The organism is Clostridium grantii DSM 8605, assembly GCF_900129965.1.
Taxonomy (GTDB): domain Bacteria; phylum Bacillota; class Clostridia; order Clostridiales; family Clostridiaceae; genus Clostridium_AF; species Clostridium_AF grantii.
This window is the reverse complement of the sequence record NZ_FQXM01000005.1, coordinates 158590-173229: the sequence shown is the minus strand read 5'-3', so window position 1 is coordinate 173229 and position 14640 is coordinate 158590. Positions and strand designations below refer to the sequence as shown.

The 14640-nt window shown below is 30.2% G+C and carries 12 protein-coding genes; 2 read left to right on the top strand and 10 right to left on the bottom strand.

What is annotated here, in order from left to right; all coding sequences use genetic code 11:
• The first annotated feature begins 45 nt into the window (after positions 1–45).
• On the top strand, positions 46–1050 hold the full coding sequence (locus BUB83_RS05805; protein ID WP_073337507.1) for a GTP-binding protein: 1005 nt from the start codon (positions 46–48) through the stop codon (positions 1048–1050).
• 154 nt (positions 1051–1204) lie between these two features.
• Here BUB83_RS05805 and BUB83_RS05800 read toward each other — a convergent pair whose 3' ends face one another.
• The 3 genes from BUB83_RS05800 to kduI form a co-directional block, all read right to left on the bottom strand.
• Positions 1205–2191: a LacI family DNA-binding transcriptional regulator gene (locus tag BUB83_RS05800; RefSeq protein WP_073337506.1), complete on the bottom strand. Its 987-nt coding sequence runs from the start codon at positions 2189–2191 to the stop codon at positions 1205–1207.
• 244 nt (positions 2192–2435) lie between these two features.
• Positions 2436–3218, bottom strand: coding sequence for a 2-dehydro-3-deoxy-D-gluconate 5-dehydrogenase KduD (gene kduD / locus BUB83_RS05795; protein ID WP_073337505.1), 783 nt, complete (start codon positions 3216–3218; stop codon positions 2436–2438).
• 33 nt (positions 3219–3251) lie between these two features.
• Positions 3252–4082, bottom strand: a complete 831-nt coding sequence (kduI, locus tag BUB83_RS05790) for a 5-dehydro-4-deoxy-D-glucuronate isomerase (RefSeq protein ID WP_073337504.1) — start codon at positions 4080–4082, stop codon at positions 3252–3254.
• Between the two features lie 362 nt (positions 4083–4444).
• On the opposite strand from kduI, the gene BUB83_RS05785 reads away from it, so the two are divergent.
• A complete protein-coding gene (locus BUB83_RS05785; RefSeq protein WP_073337503.1) occupies positions 4445–5221 on the top strand; it encodes a hypothetical protein in 777 nt (258 codons plus the stop codon).
• A gap of 208 nt (positions 5222–5429) precedes the next feature.
• On the opposite strand, the gene BUB83_RS05780 is transcribed toward BUB83_RS05785, so the two are convergent.
• From BUB83_RS05780 to BUB83_RS05750, 7 genes are all read right to left on the bottom strand, one after another.
• Positions 5430–7010 carry a glycoside hydrolase family 43 protein gene (locus BUB83_RS05780; protein WP_073337502.1) on the bottom strand — a complete coding sequence of 527 codons (1581 nt, stop codon included), beginning with the start codon at positions 7008–7010 and terminating at the stop codon, positions 5430–5432.
• Between the two features lie 13 nt (positions 7011–7023).
• Positions 7024–8346, bottom strand: coding sequence for a GH1 family beta-glucosidase (locus tag BUB83_RS05775; RefSeq protein WP_073337501.1), 1323 nt, complete (start codon positions 8344–8346; stop codon positions 7024–7026).
• A 10-nt stretch (positions 8347–8356) separates the two neighbouring features.
• On the bottom strand, positions 8357–9193 hold the full coding sequence (locus BUB83_RS05770) for a carbohydrate ABC transporter permease (RefSeq protein ID WP_073337500.1): 837 nt from the start codon (positions 9191–9193) through the stop codon (positions 8357–8359).
• Positions 9194–10129, bottom strand: a complete 936-nt coding sequence (locus BUB83_RS05765; protein WP_073337499.1) for a carbohydrate ABC transporter permease — start codon at positions 10127–10129, stop codon at positions 9194–9196.
• A gap of 82 nt (positions 10130–10211) precedes the next feature.
• On the bottom strand, positions 10212–11579 hold the full coding sequence (locus BUB83_RS05760; RefSeq protein ID WP_073337498.1) for an ABC transporter substrate-binding protein: 1368 nt from the start codon (positions 11577–11579) through the stop codon (positions 10212–10214).
• Between the two features lie 338 nt (positions 11580–11917).
• On the bottom strand, positions 11918–12916 hold the full coding sequence (locus BUB83_RS05755; RefSeq protein WP_073337497.1) for a LacI family DNA-binding transcriptional regulator: 999 nt from the start codon (positions 12914–12916) through the stop codon (positions 11918–11920).
• A gap of 282 nt (positions 12917–13198) precedes the next feature.
• A complete protein-coding gene (locus BUB83_RS05750) occupies positions 13199–14566 on the bottom strand; it encodes an MATE family efflux transporter (protein WP_073337496.1) in 1368 nt (455 codons plus the stop codon).
• Positions 14567–14640 lie beyond the last annotated feature (74 nt).

Sequence of the window (14640 nt, the reverse complement as noted above, 5' to 3'; positions counted from 1 at the left end):
TATTATACTATGCTATAAACTACTTAAAGATGAGGTGTATTGTTTATGAAAAAGAAAATAAAGTTATATTTTATTACTGGATTTTTAGGTTCTGGAAAAACCACCTTTTTAAATCTATTGATTGAACAATTCAAAAATGAAAAAATCGGTATAGTAATGAATGAATTTGGAAATGAAAGTATAGATGGTTATAGAGTTTCAGATCCCAATAAAGATTTAATTGAGATAAATAACGGAGCTATTTTTTGTTCTTGCTTAAAAGGAACTTTTATAACAGCTTTAGGTAAGTTATCTGAACATGATTTAGATCATGTTTTTGTAGAATCCTCTGGCATAGGTGACCCCTCTAACACTAGAACAATTCTAGAACTTATAGAAAAAAATTATGGGGATGCTTATGATTATAAGGGTACAATTGCTTTAATCGATAGTACAAATTTTGTAGAATTAGTTCAAGTGCTTCCTGCTGTTAAAAAAGGAGTTATTTATAGTGATTTTATTGTTTTGAATAAAATTGACTTAATTAATGATGAAAGAATAAATACTATTTTTAGTATTATTACTCATCTTAATCCATCAACTGAGATTCACCAAGGAAGTTATTGTAATCTAAAACAGGACTTCTGGGATAAAATTAAAGAAGATAAAATTAATAGATCCCCTTATATGGATGGTTCTTGTGAAGAAAAAGAACTTTTAACCTTAAATTTAAAGCCTACTCCAACATCCAATACTCCTTTGAATAGATTAAAAGCTTTTAATTTAAAATCAGATGCTTTCTTGGATAAAAATTCTGTTAAGTTATTTTCTTTAGCATTAAAAGATACCTTTTTCAGAATTAAAGGAGATGTTTTTGATGGAGAATATTGGTATCAGATAGATTTAGCTTCCTCAAATTACAGTGAGAAAAGAATCGAAAGAAAACATGCTAAATCTCAATTAATGCTTATTACAACTTATGAAACAACTTTACTAGAAAAGGAAGAAATCGAAAAAATCATAAGAAAAGCCTGGAGTGAACACATAAATACTTCTTTAGAAGTTATTTAATTAACTTCTTTTTTCTCTTTATATAAGGAATATCCATAAATTATCAAATGATTATTTATGGCTATTCTTCTTATTTTTTGTACAATATAATTTATATTTTAATATGTTTAAATATAAATTATACGCAATATTACATTTGATTTTTTCATAACAATTATTTTAATTTCTTACAAGACTCTCTAACAATTAATTCATGGTCAATAATTGTTTTTATACTTTTAATTTTTTTATCAATCAATTGCATAAGTTGTTCCATGGCAACACTTCCCATTTTTTTAAAAAACATATCTATAGTTGTTAAAGGGGGGTTAATATATTGAGCCATACTTATATTGTCCATGCCCACAATGGATATATCTTTTGGAATTTTCATCCCCATGCTTGTAGCTACATTCATAAATTTAATGGCATCACTATCACAAATACCAAAAAAAGCTGTAGGAGTATTACCTGCTTCTAGTGCTTTTCTTAAGTCATTCTCCAAATTTATTTTATTTGTTTTTATATATAATTTTTCATTAAATTCTACTCCGTTATCTTCCAGTGCTTTTTTATACCCTCTCATTTTATGTTCATCAATTAAAAGTTCATCTGGATTTCCTGCAACTAATATGTCTTTGTGTCCTAAACTAATAAGATAATTAGTGATCTCATAAGCACCTTTTTCCACATCCGTGGTTACATAACTTATATTCTCATCATTAATTTTTCTATTAACTAAAATAAAAGGAATATTATTTTTTGATAAATAACTAGCTTCTTTTAATTCATCAACTTTATTTTTACCAACTACCAGCACTCCATGAACTTTATTTTCTTCATTTATGTCCGTATAATCTTTATCTATTTGCTCTCCCGTTCTGCTTGACAAATAAATCCTTATCCCATTTTCCTGCGCATACTCTGTTATTCCGCTAACCACATCCGAAAATCCTTGAAAATCATAATGATCATGACATATGCTTATTTCTATATTCAAATTATCTAATTTTTTTATTTCTTCTGTTTTATAATTTAATTTTTTCATAGATTCTATTATTTTGTTTTTACTATCTTCTCTAACATTCTGTCCATTTAAAAATCTAAAAACTGTACTCCTGGATACCCCTGATTCTTTAACTACATCATCAACTGTGGCCATAAAATTTCCTCCCGAACTATTAAATTAATCATTGAAATATAGGTATCCCAGTTCAACTATTAAGTTTCACAATGGGTTCCCTATAGTGTCATTTCAATGAAACTTAATTCTCATTACAATATAACATAGTTTTAAAGCTGATTCAACCTAAAACAAAAGCCTTACTATTAGATTAAAGAGCTTTACTCTTCCTCTATAATAAGGCTTACATGATTTTTTAATTTTTTTATTCAATCTTTTCCAACTATCTAACTAACCAACCACCATCTATAGCTAAAATATGTCCATTCATATAATCTGAACCTTTTGATGCAAGGAATACAACTACTCCCATTAAATCTGCTGGGTGTCCCCATCTGTTTGCAGGTATTCTTCCTAATATTTCAGCATTTCTTTTTTCATCTGCTCTTATTGGTGCAGTATTTGCTGTAGCTATATATCCAGGAGCGATTGCATTTATTTGAATATTTTCACAAGCTAATTCATTAGCAAATGCTTTAGTTACACCAGCAACCCCATGTTTACTTGCTGTATAAGACGGAACAAATTTACCTCCTTGGAAAGATAACATTGAAGCTACATTAACTATTTTACCTCCGCCTTGCTTAACCATGATTTTAGCTACATCTTGGCTTAAATAATACACAGCATTTAAATTTACATCTAGTACTGCCTTCCAGTCTTCATCTTTATATTCTAAAAGAGGAGCTCTTCTTATTGTTCCAGCATTATTTACTAAAACATCAATTTTTCCGTATACTTCCATACAATTTTCAACTAAAGCTGTTATACTGTCTCTATTTGATAAGTCAGCTTGAAAAAACTCTACTTTTCTTCCTTCTTTTTCAATAATTTCTCTTGTTTCATCCCAATTAGTATCATAAGTTGGAATAAATAAATCCGCACCAGCTTTTGCAAGTGCCACTGCATATCCTTGTCCTAAGCCTGTATTTCCGCCTGTAACAATAGCAACTTTACCTTTAAGTGAAAAATAATCCATTGTAAAACTATCTAAAGAATGATCCATTTTTTTATCTCCTCTTTAATTTATATTTTTAATTTAGAATAAATCCTTCATATCAATATGGTCCATATCTGTAAATGTTTGATTTTCTCCAACCATGCCCCATATAAATGTGTAATTTTTAGTTCCAACTCCTGAATGAATTGACCAACTTGGTGATATAACCGCTTGTTCATTTCTCATAACAATATGTCTAGTTTCATTGGGCTCGCCCATCATATGGAAAACCGCAGATTCTTCATCTAAGTCAAAGTATAAATAAACTTCCATTCTTCTTTCATGAGTATGTGAAGGCATTGTGTTCCAAACATTATTTGGTTCAAGTACTGTTAATCCCATAACTAATTGACAACTTTCACAAACTGCTGGATGAACATATTGATATATTGTTCTTAGATTTGATTGTTCTAAACTTCCTAATTTAACTGGATTAGCTTTACTTATCTCAATTTTAACTGTTGGATAAGTTTTATGAGCTGGGGCACTGTTTATATAGAATTTTGCTGGTTTTTCAGAATCTTTACTTGCAAATTTTACTTCTTTAACTCCCATACCTACATAAAGACCATCTCTTGCAGATAATTCATAAGCTTCTCCATCTAAATAAACTATTCCGCTTTCACCTATATTTATTATTCCTAATTCTCTTCTTTGTAGAAAATAATCCGCTGCTAATTCTTTTCCGCCTTCTAATTCAAGCATTTTGTCTGTTGGCGAAATACTACCAATTATAATTCTATCAATATGACTGTAAACCAACTTCATCTCACCTGGCACAAAAAGATTATCAACTAAATATTTTTCCCTTAACTCTGTAGTATCATATTTTTTTGAATCCTGTGGATGTGACGAATATCTTATTTCCATAATTTGAATCCTCCTAATTATTTATTTTAATACTTTGCTTGTTGCAAAACATTTTATTATAATTTGTTCGTTTCATTTTTTGACACTTTAATCTCACTAATAATATATCATTTATCTAGACTTTATTCAATATATCTCACTTTCATATTCATTCAAAAATACCCATTATAATAAATAAAGTCGCATTTACTAACTATATCTACTTATTTCTCTTCTTTAAACGCTGTATAGAATTATGAACATATAGTGTCACTATATTGACATTAAGCGCTAGCTATATTATCATATAAGTAAGAGAAATTGAAAACTTTGATTATACTTGAAAATATTTGATTATACTTGAAAATAATGGAGGAGATTTTATGAGATTACTACTAAAAAACAAAGAGAATGAGATACTTTTTCAATCCGATGGAGAAAATGTTTCTTTAAACTTTAAAAGAGAATATGTTGAAGGGGATAAATTAGTCTTTGATTTAGAAAAAGAACTTTACGCTTATGTAAATATTGATAAAACTTTAAAAGAATCTATGGTTTACGCTCCAGAAGGATTTTTTGAATATTCTATTCCTTTTTCAGAAAAAAAAAGAGCATATCATCCAGAAGCATTTGCAGGTGAAAATCATATAATCACTTTAAGAAAGGTATCTAATGAAGATATTCATACTAGACGTAATTTAGCTATGAATACTCTTGATTTAAGAAAAGAAATTAATTATTTTCCACATTCTGATGCAAATATTGTTACTCGTGATGAGTCTGTTTTTGAATCTAGAAATGCCATCGATGGCGTATGTGAGACAAGCGGTCACGGAAACTATCCTTATCAATCTTGGGGTGGTGGACTAAGAGATGATTTAGCTTTTTATTTATACTTCGGAAGAAAAGTTAAGATTGATGAAATTAGATTATATTTGCGTGCGGATTATATAAATGATCATGATATAAATTGGTATAGTGGTACATTTACTTTTTCTAATGGAACAATTATGGATATTACTATGGAAAAAACCACAGATTATCAAAGTTATAAGTTTGACGAAATAGAAATAGATTCACTTAAATTTAGTAGTTTAAAACGTGAACTTTCTGCAGCTTTTTCTGCCCTTATTCAGATTGAGGTTTATGGTAGAGGATAAAAAAGTTTCATGTTGTAAAATCTTTTACAGTGTCTTATAACAGATTAAAATTCTTTAACCATAAATAGGTTTAACTTCAACAATTAATTATCAATTTGTTTGAAGTTAAACCTATTTTCATTTTACAAAAGCTCCGGCTTTTGGGAGTTTTGTGGCATGTATAAATTAATAGTTGAACTGAGATACCTTTATTAGAACCTTTAAAAAATTATTTTATTTCTTTATAATTAAAATACTTAAAATCTGCATAAAATTTTTGATGCCTCATATCAATAGTTTGCATTCCTACAAAAGCTCCTGTAAAACCCATTGGTTCCACATAATCATCAGATAAAATCGATGAATCATATTCTCCAGGGAACTCAACAAATTTGTCTTTTATAGCATAATAAAATTTTATTTTATCGTAGTTTACCACAACTTTTAAAGTTATACTTTCATAATAATCAATTCCTATTTCTTCGAGCTTAAATACTCCTCTATCAGCCCACAAAAGACCTAGTGAGTATTTTTGATCATCTTCATCAAAACTTACTCTAAAGAAATATTGGTTTTTCTCATCATATCTATAAGTTAAACCAGCCATATGATGAAAGCTTTCTGGGTTACAATAAAATTTAGTTTCTGCTTCAAAGCTGAAATCAGTTTGTCTTCTTGCCACGACTGTTTGTACATGACATGACATAAGTGACTCTCTACCATATAATCTTAAATAACCTGGATTTTCCTCTATGGTCATCAAATTCCCTAAAGGTACTCTAAGAGTTTGAAAATCATTTAGAAAATCATTGTTATCAAAAGTATATTTTATTTCATTTTTTTCTAATTTAGCAATATTTCCTTCAACTTCTATAAAGTCTTGAGGATCATGACATGGTCCATTTTCAGATGCAATATAAGGCCAGCCATCTTGCCAAACTAATCTTTGAATTGAGGTTTCTCTTCCTAATACACAACGATTAGTTCCTGGAAGAGGTCGTCCACATAAATGTACTAAAAACCATTCATCGTTATTATTTTTACACATACTAGCATGGCCTGCTTTTTTTAAGTAAACATCTTTTTCGTAACTTGTAACTAAAGGATTATTTGGATGTGTTTGATATGGTCCAAGTACGCTTCTACTTCTAGCAACTGTTACTGAATGCTCATAAGAAGTTCCACCTTCTGCAGTCATCAAATAATAAAATTCTCCAACTTTATATATATGAGGTCCTTCTACTAAACCTATACTTGTTCCTTTGTAAATCTTAGTAACTTCTCCTAAAAGGCATCTATTTTCTTCATCAAATTCTTGTATAACAATGCCTGTAAAACGGTTTGTTCCTTCTTTTCTATAATCCCATTCCATGTTCATGTACCATATTTTCCCGTCATCGTCATGAAATAGTGAAGCATCAAATCCGCTGCTATTCATATAAAGAGGGTCACTCCAAACGCCATCAATCTTATCACAAGTTGTTAAAAAATTTGGTGAATCTTTGAAAGGTGAAGAATTATCCCAACTTTTCACGTCAGTATATATAAGGTAAAACTTTCCCTTGCTATAAGTAAGACATGGTGCCCAAATACCACCTGATGATGGATTTCCCTTCATGTCCAATAGACTAATTCTATTTAGTGGTCTTGCAACCACTTTCCAGTTAACTAAATCCTTTGACGCATGAATTTGCACACCAGGAAACCATTCAAAAGTGCTAGTTGCTATGTAATATACTCCATCTACATAACAAATAGCCGGGTCAGGATTAAACCCTTTTAAAATTGGATTTTGAATCCTTGTCTGCATTTTTAACCCTCCCCTACAATTCTCTAGCTTTAATTATTTCTTTGTATCTATAGTAACTATCCTTTGGATATCTTTTTTGAGTTTCATAATCAATGTAAATAATACCAAATCTTTTAGCATATCCATAAGCCCATTCGAAATTATCCATAAGTGACCAAGCAAAATATCCTGCAATATTCATTCCTTCATGGTTTAACTTTTCTACTACTTCTAAATGAAGATTAAAATAATTAATTCGTCCATCATCATGCACTCTTCCATCTTCAAGCTTATCATCCCAAGCTGATCCATTTTCAGTAATATAAATAGGTATATCTGTGTACTCATTTCTTACTCGATGTACAAGATCATATAATGCTTGTGGCGTTATATCCCAATTCATTGCTGTTTTTTCATGTTCTGTATAAGCAGGGCGTCCTAAAAATTTACTAGTTGCATCAAATTCCACAAAACAGTGGGTATAATAATTAATTCCTAGAAAATCAATTTTATTAGAGATGATTTCTAAATCACCTTCCCTAATAAAATTAAAATCTGACACCTTATTTGACAAAAGCATCATTAAATCATCTGGATACCTTCCTTTAAATATAGGGTCTAAATAAACTGTATTGCTTATAGCATCCCATACTTTAATGGCCATTCTATTATTATATGAATTGTCACTTGAATAAACATGAGTTAAATTTACCACAATTCCTATAGGCTTATTATAATTTTTTTTGTAATAGTCTACGGCCAATCCATGTGCTAGATGTAAATGATGAACAGCCTTAATATAATCAGTTTCATTTCTATGTCCCGGGGCATGGTCTCCTGTTAGATAGCCTAAAAAACTACTGCAGAAAGGTTCATTAAAAGTTACCCATTGATCAACATACTCATCTAATTCCCTTGTTACAAGTTTCATATATTCAAGGTATAAATATGCTGTATCACGGCTAATCCATCCTCCATTTTTCTCATAAATCCAAAGTGGAAGATCCCAATGATATATTGTAACTGATGATTTTAACCCTTTTTCTTTAAGTTCAAGAAGTAAATTTTTATAAAAATCTATTCCCTCTTGTGATATTTCTCCTTCTTTTGGCATAATTCTTGGCCAAGAAATGGAAAATCTATATGCATCAAGATTCAATTCTTTCATAAGTTGAATATCTTCTTTATAATACTTCATATGCTCACAAGCAACTTTACCATCACTTTTATCTAAAATTGCTCCTGGTTTTTTAGAAAATTCATCCCAAATACTTTCTATATATCCTGATGTAGTTTTTGTACCTTCTATCTGATATGAAGATGTAGCTGCACCAAAAATAAAATCTTTAGTAAACATTTTTATTCTCCTATTCTTTTACTCCGCCAAGTGTAATACCTCTAATGATATATTTTGATAAAAATAAGTATGTTACTAATAGTGGGAATACTGATAATGATAAACCTAAATAAATACCGCCGTATTCAGTACTATATATATCTGCTTTCAATAGCTGTACAAGCATTGGAAGTGTGTATTTACTTTCACTTGTTAATAATGTTAATGGCATTAAATAATTGTTCCATGATCCTACTATTCCGAAAATACCCATAGTTGCCAAAGCTGGTTTCATAATAGGTAACATGATTTTATGGAAGATTCCTATTTCTCCCTCTCCATCAATACGCGCTGCTTCTATTAATTCCTTTTGGAAGGAAGAAAGCAAGTATTGTCTTAAGAAAAATATTGTAGCTGGAGATGATATAGCTCCAAAAATAATTGGAATAAAGGAATCTACTAAATTCAAGTCCAACATAAAACGGTAAAATCCAACCATACTAAGTTGAGCTGGAATCATCATAACCACAAGGATTATTGTAAAAAGTGTGTCACGGCCTTTAAACTCATATGCTACAAGTCCGTAAGCTGCCATTGCTGAAAAGTATATTGATAAGAATGTTGAAGAAAAAGCTATAATGGCACTGTTCTTCAAACCACTCCAAATATTAAACCCTCTACCTGTTAATACATCCCAGTTAAATTTTAAATATTTACTTGGGATAAGAGATATTCCTTGTTGAATTTGTTCTGTGGAACGCGTTGCATTAACAAACATAAGCCAAAATGGTATTATGCTTAAAAATAGTAGAAAGCAAAGTAGTGTGTAAATGAGTATTTTTTCAATTTTTTCGCTTTTTGTATGCATTTACGCTCTCCCCCTATCTTCTTGTCTGAAAAATCTAAATATTATTAAACTAATTACAGCAATAAGTATAAATAGTAACATTGATGCCGCTGCTGCAAAATAGAAATTACGTCCACCTGTAAAGGCTTGTTTGTATATAAACATTGTCATAGTTTGAACTGAATTGTTTGGCGCTCCACCTGTAAGTAGGAATGGAATGTCAAACATTTGCATACCACCAATTAATGATGTTATCAATGTATATAACATAATTGGTTTGATTAAAGGCATTGTTATTCTCCAAAACATTTGTGTTGAAGTTGCTCCATCTACCATTGCTGACTCATAAAGTGATGGTGAAATACCTAAAATAGCTGCCATTAATATAATCATTGTGTTTCCGTACCACATCCAAAATTGAATGAATGCTACTGTTCCTCTTGTAATACCCACACTTCTAAAGAAATTTATAGGTGCATCAATCAATCCCATATTTTGCATTAATTGATTTAATGGACCTGATGGATATCCAAATATTGCATAGAAAAGAACTGATACTGATGCTGCTGTTATTATATTTGGTAAGTATAAGGTAACTTTAAAAAATCCAGTTCCTTTTATTTTCAATTTTAGATTTGTAAACCAACTAGCTAATAATAGTGCTAAAGTTATTTGTGGAATAAAATTCATCATCCATATTATCCATGTATTTATAAATGCTGCATGAAACAATTTGTTATTAAGAAGCGATGTGTAATTTTTAAAACCAACATAATTGAATTCTTCTGCCCAACCTGCCAAATCTGTAAAACTCAAATTTATTGTATATAATATCGGATAAAACTGAAAAATTAAAAAAGCAATAATAAAAGGAGCTACGAAGAAATAACCATATTTAGAATAAGAAATAGTTTTTCTTTTTCCTTCTTTTTTACTTGATAAACTCTTAGTTGCCATCTTAAAACCCCCTTTTAGCTAAGAAACAGAATTTTCCTAAAGTTTTTTAGGAAAATTCTATTCCATTATAGTTTGTAATTCTTTATTCTACATTAATAGTTGGGAATGCGTTTTGTACTTCTGCTTTGAAATCTTCCATAGCTGTATCAAAGTCTTTTTCTCCATTTGAGTAAGCTATTAATTGTTCACCCAATAAAGCTTGAATGTCATAATCGCTACCTTGAAGTTTAGAAGCATCTATTTTTGGAGCCATTTCTGCAAAATAATCATAATGATTTTGTCCTGCTAAGAATTCTTCTGAGAAATCACCTTTAATTTTATCAACTACAACTTGATCTGATAAGAAGTCACCAGTATTTTTTGCCCAAGCTGTTAAGAAGTCATCATTTAAAGTTAAGTATTCAACCAATTGTGCTGCTGCTTCTTGCATTTCTGTTCCTTCACGAAGTCCAACCCATGTTCCACCCCAGAAATATGGTGATGGTCCTTGAACCATTCCCCAGTCACCTGAAGTTGAAGTTCCACTTGTAGCATTTTCAGCATTTGTTTTTAAAACATAGTGTAATCCCCAAGTTGGTAATAAATATCCGAATACGTCGTCTCCACTCATACCTGCAAACCAAGCTTCACTCCATTGTTCAGCATCTGTAGTTAAGTTTTCATCTTTTAATATTTTTGCTGTTTCAAATAATTCTTTGATTTTATCATCAATTACAAGAGTATCATTTTCAACCCAAGCATGTTCACGTGCTGCATAGAATACTTGTGTAAGGTCACCTGTACCTGAAATCGCATGAACTTTTCCTCCAGACTTTTCATCTAAAGTACGTGCTACATCGATGAAACCATCAAAATCATTCATAAGTGCTTGCACTTCGTCTGGTTCAGAAACCCCTAAGTATTCCTTAGCAATTGAACGACGATAGAAGAATGCACCTGGTGTTCCTTGCCATGAAAGTCCTTTTAAAACTCCATCTTTATCTTTAGCAACATCTAATACATATGGAAGAGTATCTCCAGCTTTTGCTTCAAGACCTACTTTTGATAAGTCCATTGTGAAAGGTGAATCTATATACTTTTTAACAAAAGCTGCTTCCATAGTGAATACATCTGGAGCATTTTTTCCTGATGCAAGAACTGGATCAAGTTTTGTTTGATAATTTTCAGTTGGAACTACTACTACTTCGATGTTATAAGGAAGGTCTGGATTATCTTTTAAATAGTAATCACTAATCATACCTTTTACTTCATCTGTGAATGTCCATACAACTAAAGTTTTGTCAGCATTTGCATTACCAAGTATAGTTGATTCTGTTGGATCTGCTTCCTCAGTTACCTCAGGTGTTGCTGCATTTTCATTAGAATTTTTAGTGTTGGAGTTTCCTCCTCCACAAGCTACTAATGACGTCATTAAAGTTAAACTCATTACTAATGCAATAATTTTTTTCATCTTTAATACCCCCTATGAATATGTTTTTGAATATATCTGAAAATATATAGAATAGTTTATACCCTTATTCCACATATTATTCATTCTCAACTTATATTTGCTTAATATGCTTAATACGCTTAACCGATTTAGATATTATTTTTCAAAATCAGATAGAATATTTTAATTTTACTTAACCGGTTTAGAACTTTAGTAAAAATAATAGATTAAAACATTCTCACACTCTAAATATCTCTTTTAAAGTTCATTAATTCAATGTTTAAATCTTGTAATGGTTTTCCTCAACCGATTAAGTTTATTATACAATAAAAAAACGCATTATACAAGCGTTTTTTTATTTATTTTGAAGAATCTCTTTCTACAAGTTTAACCGGCACTTGTATTACCACATTTTCTTCATCTGGATTTTCAATTTGTTTCAATAATTGCTTTACTGCTAATCTTCCCATTTTGTTTGTATCCTGTTTTATTGTGGTAAGAGATGGTTTTATTATTTCTCCTAACTCAACACCATCGAAACCAACTACTGCTATATCATCTGGAATATTATATCCATATTCTAAAATGCAATCGATACCCCCTAGAGCAGAATAATCATCTGGATAAACAATAGCACTAGGAATTTCATCTGTTTTTTGAAAAAGAAGATTTGTTTTGTTATATGCATCTGTTTTAGATGAATATACTCCTTCGATTAAATTATATTTACCTTGATCCTGAAAATCTTCATTTGCTTTTATAAAACTCTCTATTCTTTGTTCAGTTACATAAGAGGGCTCTCCATGTATATATGTAATATTTTTATGTCCTTGTGCTTTTAAATAATAAACTATCTTTCTCATACCATCTATATTATCTGACTTAACTGTACTTGCTGAATCAAATAAATGGTCAATTACCACCACTGGTATCTCGCTATCTACCAATTCTCTTATTCCTTTTATAGTAAAATCAACACATGCAATTATTATACCTTCACACCTTCTATATCTGGCATGTTCAAGGTATGTGGTATCTCTTCCTGCAATACTTTGTGAAATAAAGGTAATATCATACCCACTTAATTCTGCTTCTTTTTTCAAACTTTCTAGAATTTTAGAAAAAAGATAATGAGTAAATCCATTATGTCTTCCATCCTCAAATAAAACCCCAATATTCCAAGTTTTATTGGTAGATAAAGCAATAGCCTGTGAATTAGGGGAGTATCCCATTTCTTTTGCTACAGCATGTATTTTTTCTTTTGTTTTCGCACTAATATCTGGTTTATCATTAAGTGCCTTTGAAACCGTTGCAGGCGCATATCCAGTTTTCTTTGCTATATCATAAATTGTAACCATAAAATTACCTACTTTCATCCATTAACTATATCTTAATAATATCATATTTATTCTCAATATCGTAGATATTTTTTGGTATAAATTAAAAGCTTTTAATACCGTAGCAGGTTTTGACAGTAATCAAAAGAAGTTGACAAGTGGCAGTTTACAGTAATGGAGACCTTTCGCTTTGGCGAAAGCTTAAATGAAAGCAAAAGATTTAAAAACATTTTACAACAAAAAAAACTTATCATCCTTATTACCCCGAATGATAAGTTCTTTTTATCTTTTTATTTTTAGATTTTAATTCTTTTCTCCTACCAATCTTAATTTATTTCTATTCTTAAAGTATAAAATTAAAGCAAATACCCCTGTTAATATATTACTAAATAGCATTCCGTACCATATGCTATATTCTGCTAAATTCGTAAATTTTGTTAAAGCAATTACTATAGGTAGTCTGAAACAATATATCCTCATAATACTGATAATCATATTGTAATGAGTTTGTCCTGTTCCTTGGAAAACTCCATTAGTTACTTGGAATAAAGCCCAAGGTATTACTGATATTGAATACACGCCCATGGCATTAACGGTATGATAAAGCACTTCACTATCTCCATTAGCAAATAGGCCTGCTAGGGCATATCTTAAAGGAAGTACTATACTTATTAAAATAACAGATATACTTATTGTTATTATAAATGTATTTCTAATAGCTTTTAGTACTCTTTTTTCTTGTTTAATTGCTAAATTTTGGCTGATAATAGGTGATAACCCAGTTCCAAACCCTGTAACTAATGCAAAAAATAAAGTATTAATTCTATTTGTTATGCCATAACCTGCCATCACTTTTTCGCTATATCCAATAACGTATTTATTCATCACAATAAAACTAAAGGAAATAGATGATTTTTCAATAATAATAGGAATTGAAATTATAAATAATGCTACCAGAACTTGCTTTGTAAATTTAAAGTTTGCAAAGGATAATTTAACAAGACTTTCCCTTATAAACAAATCGTAGAAACCATAGCAACTTACAAACATAGTTCCTATAATAGTAGAAATGGCTAGACTTTTTATGCCCATATTAAGATGATAAATCATAATGTAGGTAAATATAACTTTGATACCCATGGATATCATATTTAGCCTCATAGTTTTTAAAGTATCACCTTCTGCTCTTTTTATAGAAATATATGCTGAATTAATAAAAACAAAAGGTGAACTTAAAACTGTCAGTTTAAAATAAATATCTGAAAGTTCCATAATTCCTTCTGTGGCCGAAGCCGCTACTAAAATTTGTTTTGAAAAAATAAAAGCTACCATTGCTATTAAAATACCTAACATAGTAGAAATAATTAATAATTGCATTGATACATTTTTGGCTTTGTCATAGTCTTTTTTCCCAATTTCCCGGGCAATTAGATTTGTACCACCTACCCCTAGACCAACACTAATTGCTTGAACAAACATATTAAGAGGTCCTACAAAGGTAATAGCTGCAATCTCCATAGTGCCTATACTTGCAACAAAAAATGCATCTATTAAATTATAAAAACCAAGTATAAGATCATTTATTGCTACTGGTACGGCTAATACCATAATTACTTTCCATAGATTTCCTTCTAAAATTAATTCTCTTCGATTTTCAACTTTACTTGCCATATGCTCCCCTTATAAAATTTATTTTCACTTATATAATTCCTAGTTTTCTTTACAAACCTTTATTTAGTAAACCG